Source organism: Kitasatospora setae KM-6054 (assembly GCF_000269985.1).
Lineage (GTDB): Bacteria > Actinomycetota > Actinomycetes > Streptomycetales > Streptomycetaceae > Kitasatospora > Kitasatospora setae.
The window spans coordinates 1323189-1338448 of record NC_016109.1; the positions used below are offsets into that span (position 1 = coordinate 1323189).

The 15260-nt window shown below is 75.5% G+C and carries 17 protein-coding genes; 7 read left to right on the plus strand and 10 right to left on the minus strand.

The genetic code is table 11. From position 1 onward, the window contains the following. Positions 1-156: 156 nt before the first annotated feature. Positions 157-576, minus strand: coding sequence for a winged helix-turn-helix transcriptional regulator (locus KSE_RS05785; RefSeq protein WP_014134340.1), 420 nt, complete (start codon positions 574-576; stop codon positions 157-159). A 99-nt stretch (positions 577-675) separates the two neighbouring features. Here KSE_RS05785 and KSE_RS05790 point away from each other — a divergent pair, with 99 nt between their 5' ends. Further along, positions 676-1545 (plus strand): Rossmann-fold NAD(P)-binding domain-containing protein, encoded by an 870-nt coding sequence (locus KSE_RS05790; RefSeq protein ID WP_014134341.1) that lies wholly within the window; start codon positions 676-678, stop codon positions 1543-1545. On the opposite strand, the gene KSE_RS05795 is transcribed toward KSE_RS05790, so the two are convergent. Both KSE_RS05795 and KSE_RS05800 read right to left on the minus strand, forming a co-directional pair. Continuing rightward, the gene (locus KSE_RS05795; RefSeq protein WP_014134342.1) at positions 1533-2165 is read right to left on the minus strand and encodes a DUF7691 family protein; all 633 of its coding nucleotides are present in this window, start codon (positions 2163-2165) and stop codon (positions 1533-1535) included. The genes KSE_RS05790 and KSE_RS05795 overlap by 13 nt on opposite strands. Positions 2166-2223: 58 nt before the next feature. Continuing rightward, complete coding sequence (locus KSE_RS05800; RefSeq protein ID WP_014134343.1) at positions 2224-3444, minus strand: PucR family transcriptional regulator; 1221 nt, start codon at positions 3442-3444, stop codon at positions 2224-2226. A 317-nt stretch (positions 3445-3761) separates the two neighbouring features. Here KSE_RS05800 and KSE_RS45630 point away from each other — a divergent pair, with 317 nt between their 5' ends. Both KSE_RS45630 and KSE_RS45635 read left to right on the plus strand, forming a co-directional pair. Beyond that, complete coding sequence (locus tag KSE_RS45630) at positions 3762-4226, plus strand: SsgA family sporulation/cell division regulator (RefSeq protein WP_033258532.1); 465 nt, start codon at positions 3762-3764, stop codon at positions 4224-4226. Between the two features lie 107 nt (positions 4227-4333). Further along, positions 4334-4858: a nucleotidyltransferase domain-containing protein gene (locus tag KSE_RS45635; protein WP_051055109.1), complete on the plus strand. Its 525-nt coding sequence runs from the start codon at positions 4334-4336 to the stop codon at positions 4856-4858. A gap of 57 nt (positions 4859-4915) precedes the next feature. On the opposite strand, the gene KSE_RS05815 is transcribed toward KSE_RS45635, so the two are convergent. From KSE_RS05815 to KSE_RS44270, 3 genes are all read right to left on the minus strand, one after another. Continuing rightward, positions 4916-5413, minus strand: coding sequence for a MarR family winged helix-turn-helix transcriptional regulator (locus KSE_RS05815; RefSeq protein WP_014134346.1), 498 nt, complete (start codon positions 5411-5413; stop codon positions 4916-4918). A 156-nt stretch (positions 5414-5569) separates the two neighbouring features. After that, a complete protein-coding gene (locus KSE_RS05820; RefSeq protein ID WP_014134347.1) occupies positions 5570-6358 on the minus strand; it encodes a hypothetical protein in 789 nt (262 codons plus the stop codon). Positions 6359-6471: 113 nt separating this feature from the next. Then, on the minus strand, positions 6472-7464 hold the full coding sequence (locus KSE_RS44270) for a transglycosylase SLT domain-containing protein (protein ID WP_014134348.1): 993 nt from the start codon (positions 7462-7464) through the stop codon (positions 6472-6474). 295 nt (positions 7465-7759) lie between these two features. Here KSE_RS44270 and KSE_RS05830 point away from each other — a divergent pair, with 295 nt between their 5' ends. Then, a complete protein-coding gene (locus KSE_RS05830) occupies positions 7760-8029 on the plus strand; it encodes a GlsB/YeaQ/YmgE family stress response membrane protein (protein WP_014134349.1) in 270 nt (89 codons plus the stop codon). An 85-nt stretch (positions 8030-8114) separates the two neighbouring features. Here KSE_RS05830 and KSE_RS05835 read toward each other — a convergent pair whose 3' ends face one another. After that, complete coding sequence (locus KSE_RS05835) at positions 8115-9518, minus strand: hypothetical protein (RefSeq protein ID WP_014134350.1); 1404 nt, start codon at positions 9516-9518, stop codon at positions 8115-8117. Positions 9519-9861: 343 nt separating this feature from the next. Between KSE_RS05835 and KSE_RS38150 the strand changes: the two genes are divergently transcribed. Together KSE_RS38150 and KSE_RS05850 are read left to right on the plus strand one after the other, a co-directional pair. Next, positions 9862-10560, plus strand: a complete 699-nt coding sequence (locus tag KSE_RS38150) for a hypothetical protein (RefSeq protein ID WP_014134351.1) — start codon at positions 9862-9864, stop codon at positions 10558-10560. Positions 10561-10701: 141 nt separating this feature from the next. Then, positions 10702-11772 (plus strand): polysaccharide deacetylase family protein, encoded by a 1071-nt coding sequence (locus KSE_RS05850; protein ID WP_014134352.1) that lies wholly within the window; start codon positions 10702-10704, stop codon positions 11770-11772. 195 nt (positions 11773-11967) lie between these two features. On the opposite strand, the gene KSE_RS05855 is transcribed toward KSE_RS05850, so the two are convergent. Both KSE_RS05855 and KSE_RS05860 read right to left on the minus strand, forming a co-directional pair. Further along, the gene (locus KSE_RS05855) at positions 11968-12888 is read right to left on the minus strand and encodes a hypothetical protein (protein ID WP_014134353.1); all 921 of its coding nucleotides are present in this window, start codon (positions 12886-12888) and stop codon (positions 11968-11970) included. Between the two features lie 233 nt (positions 12889-13121). Then, positions 13122-14048 carry a helix-turn-helix domain-containing protein gene (locus KSE_RS05860; protein WP_033258531.1) on the minus strand — a complete coding sequence of 309 codons (927 nt, stop codon included), beginning with the start codon at positions 14046-14048 and terminating at the stop codon, positions 13122-13124. Positions 14049-14211: 163 nt separating this feature from the next. Here KSE_RS05860 and thpR point away from each other — a divergent pair, with 163 nt between their 5' ends. After that, entirely contained in the window at positions 14212-14808 is a 597-nt protein-coding gene (thpR, locus tag KSE_RS05865) for an RNA 2',3'-cyclic phosphodiesterase (RefSeq protein WP_033258530.1), read from the plus strand. 12 nt (positions 14809-14820) lie between these two features. On the opposite strand, the gene KSE_RS05870 is transcribed toward thpR, so the two are convergent. Then, a complete protein-coding gene (locus tag KSE_RS05870) occupies positions 14821-15246 on the minus strand; it encodes an arsenate reductase ArsC (protein WP_014134356.1) in 426 nt (141 codons plus the stop codon). Positions 15247-15260: the final 14 nt, after the last annotated feature.

The window sequence follows — 15260 nt, forward strand, 5'->3', positions numbered from 1 at the left end:
GGCGGACGGCGACGGGCTTGGAGCAGCGGCGAACCATGGCCGGGACCGGGGCCGTTGGCGTTCCGTCACTGGCAGCCGACCGGGGCGGCGGCCCTCCGCTCCGGGCTGAGCGGGGATCAGACTCCGGCGGAGGGGCCTCAGCGGCCGGGCGGGCGGTCAGCGGATGTCGTGGCCGGGGTGGGCGAGGTCGTAGGCGTGGCGGGCGTCGGCGATGGCGGTGCGGTGGGCGAGCGACCAGTCGGCGAGCGCCTTGACCAGGTGGGTGAGGCCGGTGCCGGTCTCGGTGAGGCGGTAGTCGACCTGGGCGGGGACGGTCGGGTAGACGGTGCGCCGGACCAAGCCGTCGCGTTCGAGCCGGCGGACGGTGAGGGTGAGCATCCGCTGCGAGATGCCGTCGACCGCGCGCTGGAGTTCGCGGAACCGCCGTGGCCCGCCCGCGAGTTCGACGATGACCAGGACCGACCACTTGTCGCCGAGCCGGTCCTGCACGTCGCGGATGCCGCAATCGGGGTGGCCCTGGTGCCCGCAGGGGTCGAGCTCGGCGGGGGTGGTTACCGCGGTGTGCGTCGGTGACATCGAACTGCCTCCTTGTGGGCGGTGCGGGCGCGATCGAGGATCAAGCCTAGTCAGCCGGTGCAGCGCCGGCGGGAACCGCGGTGAAGGACGGCGAGCGGCATGATCCTGGTGACGGGTGCGAACGGGAACCTCGGCGCGGCGGTCCTCGCCGCGCTGCGGGCGGACGGCGCGCGGGCGGTGGCCGGCGGCAGCCGGACGCCCGGGGAGGGCGTGCGGCGCCTCGACTTCGACGAGCCGGCGGGCCTCGACCTGACCGGGGTGTCCACCCTGGTGCTGGTCTCGGCCGGCTACGCCGAGGACGACCGGGTGGTCGCCCGGCACGCGGCGGTCCTCGCGGCGGCGGCCCGCGACGGCGTCCGGCACGTGGTGTACACCAGCCTGACCACGGCGGGCGACCACCTCGCCTTCGCGCTGGCGCACCGCGCCACCGAGCGCCTGCTGCGGGAGGCGGGCCCGGCCTGGACGGTCCTGCGCAACGGCCTGTACGCCGAACTGTTCGGCGCGCTGCTGAGCTGGGAGGACGACGGTTCCGGGCTGGTCTCCCCGTTCGGCGGCGGCGCGTTGGCGGCGGTCGTCCGGGCCGACCTGGCCGAGGCGGCGGCGCGGGTCGCGGCGGATCCGGCGCGGCACGCCGGGCGGGTGTACGACCTGGTCGGGGTGCCGGTCACGGCGGGCCTGGTGGCCGAGCGGCTCGGGGTCGCGCACCGCACCGTCGGCCTGGGCGAGCATCGGGAGGCGGTCCGCACGGCGATGCCGGGGCTGCTGCCGTTCCAGCCGGCCATGCTCGCCTCGATCGCCACCACCGTCCGGCACGGCTTCCTGGCCGGCACCTCCCCCGACCTCGCGGAACTGCTGGGCCGCCCGCCGCGCGACCCGCTGCCGGTGGCCGCCGCCGCGGCTGCGGCGAGCCGGCCAGCTGGCACCGCGGCCGGGACCGGGGCCGGAACCGCGCCCGGTCAGCCGAGGTAGAAGAAGAGGGTCAGCCGCGGGTAGGACTCGTCCTCGCGGTAGGACACCCAGCTCTGGTCCTCCAGCTCCAACAGGGTGGTCAGCCGGTCCAGTTCGTACCGGTACGCGGGATCGACCCGGTCCTGGGCGGCGCGGTAGGCGGCCGCGACGGCGCCGGCCCGCGCCGTCGGGAGGTGGCCGAGGGCGGGGTAGCCGTCGACGGAGCGCGGGATGTCCGGGAACTGCTCGGGCGGGCCGCCGAACAGGTAGGCGCAGGGCAGGAGTTCGGCGGGGACGCCGGCGGCGGAGAGCTGCTCGTCGAGCCCCCGGTAGAGGCTCTCGGGACTGGAGAAGGTGGCGAAGGTGTTGGTGTCGGAGCCGCACTCGGCGACCAGCAGCTGCAGGGCCCGCTGGTAGGAGTTGCCCGCGTACTCGGCGGTGGAGTCGGTGTGCCCGGCGATCAGGTGCTCCAGCGCCTCGGGGACGGGCAGCGGCAGGCCGCTCCCGGAGTAGCGGCGCCGGGCGGCGTCGCGGGCCCGGTCGATCCGGGGGCGCAGCCGGTCCGGCGGTTCTTCGCCCGCGCCGAAGAGCGGCAGTACCTCGGCCCAGTCGCCGGTGGAGTGTTCGATCGACGTACTCATGACGGGGATCATGCCGTACACCGCCGACATCTCCGACTCCCCTGCCGCCCGAGGGAGTTCACTCCAGCGGGTCGCGCACCACCTCGGGCAGGTGCAGGACGGCCTGCAGCGCGATGTACAACTCGGCGGAGTCCAGGCGCCGTTCGAAGGAGCGGCCGGAGAGCTGCTCGATCCGGCGGAGCCGGTAGCGGATGGTGTTGGGGTGGCAGTAGAGCAGTTTGGCGGCCTTGTCGGCGGAGCCGTCGACGGCGAACCAGGTGGACATCGTGGTGAGCAGCTGTTCGCGCTGGCCGTCGGGGAGTTCCATCACCGGGCCGAGCACCTGGTTGCCGATCCGGGAGGCGGTGGAGGGGGCGCTGGCGACCAGCATCGGCAGCGGGTTGTCGTCGAACAGGGTGACCGTCTCGTCCGGCCGGGCCGAGCTGGCGAGCGCGACCTGGGCCAGGTGCAGGGCCTGCGGGGTCTGGTCGAGCCGGGTGTAGCAGGGGCTGACGCCGGCCCGGCGGACGGTCTGGCTGCGCAGGGTGTCGACCAGCAGGTCGATCGCGGCGGCGGCGCGCATCGAGACGATGCCGATGTGGGCGTCCGGGGTGAGCCGCCAGGCGGAGCCCATGTCGTGTTGCCGCAGGGTGGGTTCGATGTCGGGCAGGGCCTGCCGGGCGAGCCCGGGGGCGTGCGCGACGACCACGGCGAAGGTGCCGTCGTACGGGAGGGTGAGCATGTCGGCGGCCTCCAGGACGGAGCCGGGGTTGCCCATGCCGCCGCGCAGCACCACGTCGACCAGGGCGGAGCGCTCCTGGTCGCGGCGGACCATCAGCAGGGCGGTGGTCTGGCTGAAGGCGTTCATCATGGCGTTGGTCGACTCTTCGTTGAACCGCCAGACGTCGGTGGCCATCTGCACCAACTCCTCGCTGGTGGCCAGGCCGTGGCGGAGCGACTCGGCGGCCATCGTCTCCCAGAGGTGGGCGAAGCCGATCCGGAACGCGGACTGCACGGTGGCCAGCGGGACGCCCTGCTCGGCGCGCAGCCGCCCGGTGCGGCGGGGGGCCTCCAGGCAGAGGCCGTCCTCGTGGGCGAGCCGGCGCAGGGTGAACTCGATGTTGCTGCGGACGGATTCGGTGAGGTCCCCGGCGGGCAGTGGTCCGGCGCTGCGGTAGACGGTCATGTTGTCGCGGATCCGGCGGACCGTTTCCTCGGTGAGCGCGGTGAGCCGGTCCAGCAGGTGGCCGGCCAGTCGTGCGGCCGAGTCCGCCGGCGCCGCGGGGAGTCGGGTGCCCATGCGGCGAGCCTAGGCGGCGCGGAGCGGCGCGCACGGTCGGCGCGGGGGCGCGGGCCGGGGCGGGCACGCCGTGGGGTGCCGGGACGGGGCCGGTGGCCGTACGGGCGTTCCCCGGGTGAGGGCGGGGGCGGGTGTTGACGGGGCGTCGGGCCGTTGGGGGGAGCGTTTTGTCGCCGCCCACAGGCCGGGGCGGGGCGGCGCTGTTCGTTCGGACAGCGTTGGCGTCCAGGGCGCCCGTGGGTGCGCCGGGCGGCTCTAGTCTCCTGCTCAGACCAGCCCGGATCCGCCGGGCCGGACCACTGGAGAAGACACCCGTGATGGAGAGCCCCGCCGAGCTGCGCCTCGACCTGGTGATGGACCTGCTGCTGTCGCCGGAGGAGGTCTTCGCCGTTCCGGCGCGGCTGGTGTACTGCCCCGACGACCCGTACGCGGTGCACGTCTCCTTCCACGTCGACTCGGCGCAGCCGATCGGCTGGTTCTTCGCCCGGGACCTGCTGGTGCAGGGGCTGCTGCGGCCCACCGGGCTGGGGGACGTCCGGGTCTGGCCGGCCTCGGTGGACGGCCGCCGGATGGTGACGCTGATGCTGTGCTCGCCGGAGGGCGACGCCTTCCTGCAGGCCCCGGCGGCGCTGGTGGCGGCCTGGGTGCGGCGGACGCTGCGCCTGGTGCCGCCCGGCGGGGAGGCCGAGCGGGCCCGGGTGGACGAGGCGCTGGACGCGCTGTTCGCGGCGACCGGCCCGACCGGGGCGGCGGGCTCGGCGGGGGTGGAGCCGGGCTGCTGAGCGGTGCCGCGCCACCCTCTGGGAAATGTGATATTGTACTGAGCGTGTTCACGGGGGATGTCCCCGGAAGCGTGGGAGCCTGTGCCCCGCTTCCGGAGGTGGCGCGGTTGTTCTCGGGGTACCGCGGTGCCTGGTGGATCGCCGGCGGCTGGGCCGTCGACCTACGGGTCGGCCACCACCGCCGGCCCCACTCGGACGTCGACGTCCAACTACTGGCCCGCGAACTCCCGCTGCTGGCCCAGCACTTCGCCGACCGCCCGGTCACCGTCACCGACCGCCGCACCAGCGCCCGGCACCGCTGGGACGGCCGCACCGCCCCCGAACCCGGACGCGAGACGCTCAGCCCGGACGGCACCTCCGTCCCCGTGGAGCTCCTGGTCGGCGAGAGCGACGGCCCCGACTGGGTCTTCCACCGCGGCCGCCGGACCCGCCTGCCGCTGGCCGGCCTCACCCGCCGCACCCCCGGCGGACTGCCCTACCTCACGCCCGAACTGGTCCTGCTCTTCAAGGCCCGCGACCGCCGGCCCAAGGACGAGGCCGACTTCCGCGACCTGGCCCCGCTGCTCACCCCCGCCCAGCGCGCCGGACCGCACCCGCACCCCTGGGCCGACCGGCTCGGGCCCGCCGACTGACCGGCCCGCCCGTGCGTCCGCGTATCCGTGCGTCCGTGCCTCCGTACGCCTGCGGCCTCACACCGGGACGTCGGCCGCCCGCGCGTCGACGGCGCCGGGCTCCCGTCCCCGCAGGCCGGCGGCGACCGCGCGCAGGGCGGGGAGGGCGGCGACCAGGGCGGCCTGGTCCGCCTCGGGGAGTTCCGCGGCGACCTCGCCGATCAGCTCGGCCCGGCGGACCCGCCAGACGGCCAGCCGCTCGACGGCCTCGTCGGTGGCGTGCAGCAGGACCGCCCGCCCGTCCGCCGGGTCGCCCTCGCGGCGCAGCAGCCCCTTGCCCACCAACTGGTTGACCAGGGTGGAGACCGAGTTTCCGGCCAGGAACAGCTCCTCGGCGGCCTCGGAGACCCGGACGCCCGGGCTGTCCAGCACCAGGCTCAGCAGCTCGACCTGGGCACCGCGCAGCCGCGGGCCGTCCGCCCCCGTCCGCAGACGGCGGCGGATCAGTCGATGGATGCCGACGAGCAGGCCGGAAAGCTCCTCGGCGGACCGGTACTCCTCCGGCGCTTGGCTCACCCCCCGATTTTAGCTCTGCTTGCGAGGTATCGGTCGAGGGAGAAGCGGCGAGAAGTGTGTAACGGTTCCGGGAACGGCACCGGGCCGGGCCGCGGGGTGCGCGGGCCGGCCCGGTGGACGCGGATGGATTCAGCGGGTCGAGCGGGTCGAGCGGGTTCAGCAGTCGGCGAAGGCGGTGCAGAGCGGCTTGCCGAGGGCGTCCAGGACGCCGGTCGCGGCCGGGGCGGACCAGGCGGTCCTCGGGCGGGCGCCGGCGGGCAGTTGGGCGTGCAGGGTCAGCTCGGCGACCGAGCCGTCCGGCGTGGACAGGTACTCGTGCACCTCGGCGGTGCCGCCGCCGGTCAGCGGGATGCTCAGGGTGGCGGCCAGCGTCGTGCCGCCCTCGGAGTCGATCTTCACCACCGTGCCCGGCACGGTGGTGGCGCAGTTCTTCACGCCCTCCTTCAGGGTGGTGAACACGGCGTGCGCGCTCTGCGCCCGGCCGCTGTAGTTCTGCGAGGAGCCGAAGCTCGCGACGATCTGGTCGGCCGCCCAGTCGCCGGCGGCGCCGCCCAGCGAGGCGGTCTCCGCCATCGGCAGCTGGGTGAAGGAGTCGTCGCGGGGGATCAGGCAGAGCGTCTCGATCCGGAACGCGCCCTGCTCGCCGAGCACCTTGACGGCGCTGCCGGGCGCCTTCCAGTGCAGCGCGGCGTTCAGCGGCACCGCCTTCGGGTCGATCCACACCCCGGCGGGCAGCCGCCCGGCCTTCCCGGGCGTGCCCTCGCCCGCGGCCGGGCTCTTCGCCGTACCGGACGAGCCGGGGACGGAGGGGGTGGAGGGGGCGGAGGCCGCCGGGGCGGAGGCGGCGGTGTCGCCGCCGCCGGTGCCGTCGGGGTCGCAGGCCGACAGGAGCGCGACGGTGGAGAGGCAGGCCACCGCGGCGGCGGCGAGGCGGAGCGAACGCACGGGTGTCCCTGGGGGTCGGACGGCGGTGGAAACGGACGACGGGCCGCCCCCGCACGGGTGCGGGGGCGGCCGTCACGGTCCGGCGGCGGGCCCGGTGACGGGCCCGGCGGGTCTCAGTAGCCCTGCGGCCGGTGGTTCGGGTTGGCCTGCGGCACCTTGGCCGTCAGGTCGTGCCCGTCCGGCGAGACGTGGTAGGTGCTGCGGATGTAGGTCATGGACGCGGCGACGTTGGCCACCGGGTCGTAGATGTCGGTGGAGGTGCCCTTGACGTGGTTGGCCGCGAAGGTGGTCGGGATGCACTGCCAGCCGCCGCGCGAGCAGTTGGCGGGGTGGCCGTCGCCGACGTTGGCGCCGTGCGCGTTGCTGTCCGTCAGGTTGATCTGCGAGGTCGGCGCGTTGTACGAGGACTCGCGCTTGGCGATGGTCAGCATGCCCTCGGTCCACGTCTCGCGGGCCTTCGGGTCGGTGACGCCCATCGCGTCCAGCGCCTGGGAGATGTACTCCCGGCAGGCGGCCTCGCCGCTCTTGTACTTGCCCTTGCCGTCGTAGGTGACCTCGCCGACCTTGATCGCGCCCTCGTGCGACACGGTGGGCTTGGGGTCGTTGCCGGTGCCGCCGCCGGGGCCGGGCTTGTTCGGACCGGTCGGCATCGGCTTGTGGCCGGGCTTGCCCGGGCCGGTGGGGTGGGTGGGCCGGGTGGTGCCGGGCTTCTTCGGGCTGCTCGGCTGGTGCGGGTGGCTGCCCTTGCCGGGCTGGGTGACGGCCTCGTGGGCGCGCCGCTCGGCCTCGGCGTACTGCTTGGCGACGGTGGCGAGCTTGCTGACGTCGCTGCCGAGGTTCTTGGTGAGCTCGTTCTTGGTCTGCTCCAGGGCCGCCATCTGCTTCTGGATCGCCTCGACCCGCTCGCGGACCTGGGCGACCACCGCGCCGAAGCCGATCACGTTGCCGAGGGCGCCCGCGGCCAGGTCGGTGGTGACGGCCTTGGTCATCACCGACTTGATGTGGCCGGTCTGCTTGGACAGTTCGCCCATGCGCTGCTGGATCGTCTGGAATTCCCGCTGGATCTTCGCCAGCTCGCCCAGTTCGTAGCCGAAACCCGCTGCCATCCCGTATCCCCCCATGGGACTTGACGTCCGTTCAGGACGTTTATCCCACCACACCGCGCCGTGGCGCAATCACCGGGGTGCCCGCTCCGGGACGCCCGCCTACCCTTTACCGGAGCTTTGCAAACCCGCAGGTCCACGGGTTGGCCGAGATGCCCGGACGGCCGGGGCGCGCGATCATGGCAGGTGCGGACCGGACCACTCCCGGCCCGCGCGCACGGCTCACCGCCGTCCGCCCACCGCCGTCCGCCTCCACCGCCCGAGGGACCGGCACCCGACCGGAAAGGCAGGGGTTTCGATGTTCCAACTCCTCTGGATTCTGCTGATCGGCTTCGTGCTGGGCGTGCTGGCCAAGCTGATCCTGCGCGGCCCGCAGTCCATCCCGTGGTGGCTGACCATGCTGCTCGGCGCGGCCGGCGCACTGCTCGGGAACCTGGTGGCCGGCTGGATCGGCGTCCGGCACACCGGGGGCATCGACTGGATCCGGCACTTCCTGCAGATCGGCTTCGCGGTCGTCCTGGTCGCCTTCGTCGCTCCCGCCTGGAGCAAGTCCCGCCCCGGCAGGTAGCCGCACCGGCCCTCGACGCCCCTGGACGCGCCGCCCGCCGGACCACGTGGTCCGGCGGGCGGCGCGCCGGGCGGCCGGGCCCGGGTCAGTGGAAGCGGGAGCTGCGGACCGGGCCCGCCGAGCGGATCCGGTCCCGGGTGCCGGTCGCCCAGGTGGCGGCGGCCCGGGCGGCGAACCGCTCCAGCTCCTCCAGCGGGTCCGGCGGGGCGCTGCCGTCGCCCGGGTCGGGCTCGGCGGAGGCGGCCAGGATCTCCCGGGCCAGCTCCTCGGCGGGGCGGCCGTCGGCCGGGGCCTCGGAGACCTCGCCGTCCTCGTCCACCGTCATCCGGGGCTCCCAGGGCGCGACGATCCGCTGCACCAGCAGGCCGCAGACGTCGGCCGAGACGGCCGGGGTGTCGGTCCAGCAGGTGGCGTGCTCGTACAGCAGCTCGCCGGGGGCCCGCTCGTGCAGCTGCTCCAGCAGCTCCGGGTCGACCTCGTTCAGGTCGTACGCCACCACCAGCGCGTCGGGCGTGCCGGGCCGGTAGGGGGCGGCGGGCAGGCCGAGCAGTTCGGCGGCGGCCAGGCCGAGCGCCCGGCTGCCCCGGTCGGGCAGCAGGGCGACGGCGGCGGGGCGGCGGCCGGTGGCGGCCAGGATCGCGCCCAGCCGCTCCAGGCCGAGCCGGCAGTCGTCCCAGCCGCCCTGGAGGTAGGCCCAGCGGCCGGCCATCCCCGCGTCGTACCCGAACGGGGAGCGGGTGGCGAGCAGCCCGCCGGTGAGGACGTGGTGCCAGCCGCGCAGGTCGGCCGGGCCGGCGGGCGGGACGGCGGCGGCGCGGGCCAGCGTGCGGCGGATCCGGTCGGCGGCGGGCCGCCAGGTCTCGTCGGGGGCGGACAGGCCGTCGAACGCCTCCCGGGCCCGGTCGAGCTGCCCGGCCATCAGCGCGTTGTGCGCCAGCAGGTAGCGGTCGGGCCAGTCGCCGGTGAGCTCCCGGTGCCCGTCGAGGAGTTCGGCGGCCTCGGCGTGCCGCTCGCCGTCCTCCAGCGCGACGGCCAGCTCCAGCAGCACCTGCCGGGGGTTCACCTCGGCCGCGGCCCGGCGGGAGCGGCCGAACAGCCGCCGCCTGGCCTCCGGCGCGCCCTCGCCGCGCAGCGCGCCGGACAGCGCCTGGCGCAGCGCGGGGACGGCGAGTTCGGACAGGCCGTGCTCGATGCAGGCGTACCCGTACGCGTAGAGCGCGCCGGGGGCGACGGGCCCCCCGGCCGGCGCGGCGGCGGTCGGCGCGGAGCCGGTCGGGGCAGCGGCGGTCGGAGTCGGGGCAGCCGCGGCGGCCAGCGCGGCGGCGGCCCGGGCCAGGTCGTCGATCCCCACCAGTTCGGCCAGCCTGGCGACGAGCGGGGCGAGTTCGGCCGCCGTCAGGTCGTCGGCGACGGCCCGCAGCTCCCGGACGGCGCCCTGCGGGTCGTCGGCGTCGAGCAGTTCGCGGGCCTTGGCGAGGTCGGGGTGCACGCGGTGTCCTCCTGGGGTGGCGCGGCCGTGGTTCGGCGGTGGGGGCGCGTCCGTTCGAAGGGCGCGCCCGTCCGCATCATCGCGGCGGCGGCCCGCCGGGCGGAAACGGTTTTCCGTCCGCGAAGCGGCCCGGACCGTGCGGGCTGCTCCGTGGACGCCGGCCCGGGCGCGGGTCCGGGAGGTGATGTGTCGACGTGTCACCGTCCGGTCCCGATGCGGTCCGGAAACGGCGTCTTCGCACGCCGGGCGGGGTCGGCGCCGATAGCGTCCTGCCCCGTCACGCACTCCGGGTCCAGCAGCCCGGGTGCGCCGCCTCACCACACCTCCTGGGGGGAATCCCGCCATGACCGGACGTCAACCGCTCGCCGCCCGCGCCCTGTTCACCGCCGCCGCGGTGCTGACCGCGACGCTCGCCCTCACCGCCTGCGACCCCGAGGGGACGGACGGCGACGCCGCCGCGCCGGCCGCGGCCTCTTCGGGCAGCACGGCGGGCACTCCTTCGGGCAGTTCCTCGGGGAAGCCCGCGACCGGCACGGCGAAGCCGACCCCGATCGCGACGCCGCCCGCCTCCTCCGGCGCGCCCGCGGCGGCCGACGGCAAGCGGCGGCTGACCGAGGCGCGGACGGCCGGCGGGCTGCTCCGCGGCACCGGGGAGGCGCAGCTGAGCGACGTGCCGGTAGACCCGGGCGAGATGCGCGAGGGGATGACCCTGGTGGAGACCAACTACCAGCGGCAGAAGGGCCGTCCGGTGCTGTTCGCGGGCGTGGACAACGTGCCCGAGGAGCCGAGCAAGCGGCGCGAGCACCTGTGGCGCGGCCTGATCGACTACGCGGCCGGCCAGGGCGGCACCGGCAGCCCGGGCGCCTCGGTCGCGTACCCGGCCGGTCCGCTCGGCGGCAACCTGGAGTGCTTCCCGCTCGGTTCGGACGCGCTGTGCGGCTGGGTCGACTCGTCGACGGCGGCGGTGGCGCTGTTCCCGGCGACCGCGCCGACCGACGCCGCCAAGCTGTTCGCCGCGATGCGGGCCGACCTCGAACACTGATCCCGGCGGGCCGTTGGGGCAACCGGCCATGCCCCAACTTCCTTTCTCGTCAGTAGCGTTGACGTGCCGTTAGCTGTTTGGAAAGCTTCCTGACCATTCACGCGGCGCCGGGCCGCGACCGGCGACGGGGACAGGACAGCGATGCGCTTCACGGGAGTTGCCTGGACGGGTACGGGCTTCGAGGTCGCCCTGCTGGACGCGGCGGGACGGCCCGCCGCCGAGACCCGCTTCGCGGCCGGCCGGGTCGGCGCGGTCACCGCGCACCTGCTGGAGCTGCAGCGGGCCGCCGCCGCGGCCGGCGAGGAGCTGGTGACCGTCATCGACTCCACCAACGGCATGCTGGACGGCGGCCTGATGGCCGCCGGCCTGGCCGTCTACCGGGCCGACCCGTGGATGCTGCCGCCCCGCCCCGCGTTCGGCTCCGTCCCGGCCGCCGAGCTGGCCCGCACGGCGTTCCGCGATCCGGCCGCGGTCGTCCGGCTCAGCATCGACACCGGGACGCTGGGCGGGCGGGCCGAGGAGATGATCGCCTCCTTCAAGTCCGGCGCCGCCGAGCTGGAGGCGATGCTGCACTCCGGCCGCTGCCTGTGGAACAACCTCGGCGCCGACAAGCCGGTGGTCGCGCTCACCTTCGACGACGGCCCCAACCCGCCCTACACCAACCGGATCCTCGACGTCCTCGACCGCTACGCGGTGCCCGCCACCTTCTTCTGCGTCGGCCTGCACGCCCTCGCCCACCGCGCCGAACTCGACCGGATGGCCACCGCCGGCCACCAGCTCGCCAACCACACCTGGTCCCACCCCTACCTGCCCGACCTGTCCCGCACCGAGCTGCTCGACCAGCTCGGCCGCACCGACGAGGCCATCTCGCTGGCCGTCGGCGACGACCCCGGCCCCCGGATGTTCCGCCCGCCCTACGGCAGCCAGAGCCCCGACGTGCTGCGCTGGATCGGCGAGTCGGGCGCCACCATCGCGCTCTGGAACGTCGAACCCAGCGACTGGTCGATGCCCGGCCCCGACGCCATCACCCGCACCGTCCTGGAACACGCCCGCCCCGGCGCGATGATCCTGCTGCACGACGGCGGCGGCGACCGCTCGCAGACCGTCGCGGCCCTGCCCGGCATCATCGAGGGCCTGGTCGAACGCGGCTACGGCTTCGCCCGGGTCGACGAACTCCCGGTCGTGCCGGTCGACGGCCTGCCGGCCTACTGAACCGGCCCGCCGGGCCGGGCGGCCGAACAGGGCCGCCGACCCGGGCGGCCACCGGACGCGGCGGAGGGAGGGCCCGCGCGCCGCCGGCCCTCCCTCACCTCCCTGCCGCTGCCCCACCGCCCTACCGTGCGCCCCGTCCGCCCCGTCCGCCCCGCCCGTCCCGGGTGCGGCGGACGGCCGGGCGGCCGTCGCGGCTCAGGCGCCGGTCTTGTTGCTGTTGGCCTTCACCAGGTCGACGAAGTCCACCGTGTCGAGCGGGTTCGGCTCGACGGCGGTGACCTTGGTGCCGTAGTCGGAGTAGGAGGCCGTGGAGACCGCGTCGCCGGCCTTGGTCGAGAACTTCTCGACCTTCTTGACCAGCAGGTCGTCGCCGCTGATCCACAGTTCGATGTGGTCGGTGGTGATGCCGGCCGCGGCGAACTGCTTCCGCAGCGCCTCGGCCTGGTCGGCGCTGAGGCCCTTGGCGCCGGACTTGGCGAGGTCCTCCACCGCGAGGTCACCGGTGTACTTGGTGGCCTTGACGCCGTTCACGGTCTCCTGGCCGGCCTTGGTGACCTGGCCGGCGGCGATCAGGGCGCGCACCGAGGAGATCGGGTCGGCGTTCTGCAGCTGGCTCTTCATGCTGTCGCCGGCCGCGCCCATCAGCTTGGCGAGGTCCGCGTAGCCGTACTTGATCCAGTGCTTGCCGCCGATCTGGGGGGCCATGCCGTCGCCCATGTTGACGTACATCGCCTCGCTCAGGTAGCGGGCGGTGAAGCTGCCGTCGCTGCCCGCCTTGCTGAGCGCGCCGGCCATCCCGCCGCCCATGGTGCCGGTCATCTCGCCCTGGAGGCCGTGCTCCCAGGAGATCGCGCCCGTCATGCTGCTCTTCGAGGCCGTGCCGATGTCGTTGCTGATCTCCACCTTGGCGGACTTCGCCGCGCTGGTCTTCTCCCCGACCAGCTTGAGCAGCGCGGCCGGGTCGAGGTCCGCGCCCTTCCCGCTGTCCGGAGCCGGCTGGGCGACACCGCCGCCGCCCCCGGTGCCGCCGTCGCCGCCCTTGCTGCCGCAGGCGGTGGCGGTCAGGGCGAGCACCGCCGCGGTGGCGGCGAGGTAGGTGCGTCCGGTCTTGAACATCTGGGTCTCTCCCCCTGGGGGCGGCTCGGGCGCGGTGTCTCCGCATCCCGTGACGGCCGTCCCCGCTTGTATCCGTCGCGGACTCTAGTCGATGGGCACGACAGCCGGGCAACGGGTTTGCTCCTGTTCGGTACCGAACCCCGACGGCCCGGAAAGCGTCCGGAAAGCCTGCGGAAAGGCCGGGTAAACCGCCGTTTCCACCGGCCCGGGCCCGGAACGGCGGTGGCCGCCGGTCAGTCCGGGGCGCGCAGCGCCGAGTCGCGGTGGGCGCGGGGCGAGAGGCCGTAGCGGGCCCGGAACAGCTTGCCGAAGTGGCTGGCTTCGCGGAAGCCCCAGCGGGCGGCCAGGGCGTACGCGGGGAGGTGGGCCGGCCGGGGGTCGGCGAGGTCGGCGCGGACCCGCTCCAGCCGGCGGCGGCGGACGTACTCGCCGACGGTGTCGCCGTGCCGGGCGAACAGGGCGTGCAGGTGGCGGACCGAGATGTGCTGCCCGGCGGCGATCGCGGCGGGCGTGAGCTCCGCGCCGAGCCGGGCGTCGATCCAGTCGAGGACCCGGTCGAGGGTGGCCCCGGGGCGGTCCGGGGCGGCCGGGGCGGTGGCGTCCCGCAGCAGGGTGCGGATCATGCCGGTGACGTGCTCGCCCCTCTCGTGCCGGGCCAGCGCGCTCATCGCGGGTGCCCGTTCGGCGAGTTCGGCGAGCGTCGCGCCCAGGACCCGGCCGGTGGCGGTGCCGGACGGGTCGGCTCCGGCCGGGGCCGGGGTCGGACCGGCCGCGGTCGCGGCGGGGCTCCACACCACGTAGCGGTACGCGCCGCCCAGGGCGAGCCGGAACGGCCTGGCGCCGGTGTAGAGGACGAAGCCGCCGGGGGCCAGCGCGCACTGCCGCCCGTCCTGCTCCAGGCTGCCGCGCCCGGACAGCAGCAGTCCGATCAGCGGGCCCTGCGGCCGGGCGTCCGGCGAGTGCCGGGGCTGGACCCGCACGTCCTGCTCGCCGCTGATGTCGCAGGCGTTCAGCGCGCCGAAGCGGTAGGGCCGCAGTTCGGCCCGGTACGGCTGGCCGGCCCGGACCAGGACGGTGTCGGTGGCGTTCGTCCGGTCCGGCGAACCGGTGTCCAGGTAGCCGAAGACCAGGCTCCCGTCGTCCCGCTGCTCGACCGGCACCCGCCGCCTCCCGTTCCCGTCCCGCGTCACCGTGCCCGCGCCGCCCGCGCGGTGCGCCTCCCACCGGCGGCGGTGGGGCGGTGCGGCGGGCGGTGACGGCGGACGGGAACCCCGCTCGCCACCGTCCGGCGCACCGCCCGCGTCCAGGTGCTAGAAATCCCTGGTGGACGAACCCCCCGTGCCGGCCGACGCGCTGCGCGTCTTCGTCGCGCTGGCCCCGCCCGACGAGGCGAAGGACGAGCTCGCCCGGGCCCTGCGGCCCGCGTACGAGGCGCACCCCCGGCTGCGCTGGAACCGGATCGAGGACTGGCACGTCACGCTGGCCTTCCTCGGCGAGGTCGGGGCGGCCGCCGTCCCGCCGCTGCGGGCCGCGCTGGCGGCCACCGCCGCCGGGCACCCCGCGCTGCGGCTGGGGCTGCGCGGGGGCGGGCACTTCGACGGGCGGCTGCTGTGGAGCGGCGTCACCGGCGACCTGGACGGCCTGCACCGGCTGGCCGCCGAGGTGCGCGCCCTGGTCCGCGCGCAGGGCCTGGACCACCGCGACCGCCCCCTGCACCCGCACCTCACGCTGGCCCGGGCCCGCCGCGACGACCCCGAGGGCGTCCCGGCGGGCGCCGCCGTCCTGGCCGGTTTCACCGGCCGCCCCTGGTGGACGCCGCGCCTGCACCTGGTGGGCAGCAACCCCGTCGGTGATCCGGCCCCGCGGCGCTACCGCGACCTGGTCTCCTGGCCGCTGGCCGTCCCGCCGCGTTCCGGGTGACGGCGCGTGCCCTCAGCCCGCCGACGGCGCGGCGGCGTCGATCTCCGCGATCAGCGCTTCGACGCGGGCGCGGATCGCGTCGCGGATCGGGCGGACGGCCTCGACGCCCTGGCCGGCCGGGTCGTCGAGCGGCCAGTCGCGGTAGTGCCTGCCGGGGAAGAACGGGCAGGCGTCGCCGCAGCCCATGGTGATGACGTAGTCGGAGGCTTGCACGGCCTCGGCGGTGAGGAGCTTCGGCCGCTGCGCGGAGAGGTCGACGCCGACTTCGGCCATCGCGGCGACGGCCGCCGGGTTGACCTCGCGGCCGGGCGCGGACCCGGCGGAGCGGACCTCGACGCGGTCACCGGCGAGGTGGGCCAGGAAGCCGGCGGCCATCTGGGAGCGGCCGGCGTTGTGCACGCAGACGAACAGCACGGAGGCGAGCGGCGTGGCGGTCATCAGCAGGTGGTCCT

Excerpts from the sequence above, each read along its gene's own strand:
- KSE_RS05785 (WP_014134340.1), bottom strand. The coding sequence starts at position 576 with ATGTCACCGACGCACACCGCGGTAACCACCCCCGCCGAGCTCGACCCC.
- KSE_RS05790 (WP_014134341.1), top strand. The coding sequence starts at position 676 with ATGATCCTGGTGACGGGTGCGAACGGGAACCTCGGCGCGGCGGTCCTC.
- KSE_RS05795 (WP_014134342.1), bottom strand. The coding sequence starts at position 2,165 with ATGAGTACGTCGATCGAACACTCCACCGGCGACTGGGCCGAGGTACTG.
- KSE_RS05800 (WP_014134343.1), bottom strand. The coding sequence starts at position 3,444 with ATGGGCACCCGACTCCCCGCGGCGCCGGCGGACTCGGCCGCACGACTG.
- KSE_RS45630 (WP_033258532.1), top strand. The coding sequence starts at position 3,762 with ATGGAGAGCCCCGCCGAGCTGCGCCTCGACCTGGTGATGGACCTGCTG.
- KSE_RS44270 (WP_014134348.1), bottom strand. The coding sequence starts at position 7,464 with ATGGCAGCGGGTTTCGGCTACGAACTGGGCGAGCTGGCGAAGATCCAG.
- KSE_RS05830 (WP_014134349.1), top strand. The coding sequence starts at position 7,760 with ATGTTCCAACTCCTCTGGATTCTGCTGATCGGCTTCGTGCTGGGCGTG.
- KSE_RS38150 (WP_014134351.1), top strand. The coding sequence starts at position 9,862 with ATGACCGGACGTCAACCGCTCGCCGCCCGCGCCCTGTTCACCGCCGCC.
- KSE_RS05850 (WP_014134352.1), top strand. The coding sequence starts at position 10,702 with ATGCGCTTCACGGGAGTTGCCTGGACGGGTACGGGCTTCGAGGTCGCC.
- KSE_RS05855 (WP_014134353.1), bottom strand. The coding sequence starts at position 12,888 with ATGTTCAAGACCGGACGCACCTACCTCGCCGCCACCGCGGCGGTGCTC.
- KSE_RS05870 (WP_014134356.1), bottom strand. The coding sequence starts at position 15,246 with ATGACCGCCACGCCGCTCGCCTCCGTGCTGTTCGTCTGCGTGCACAAC.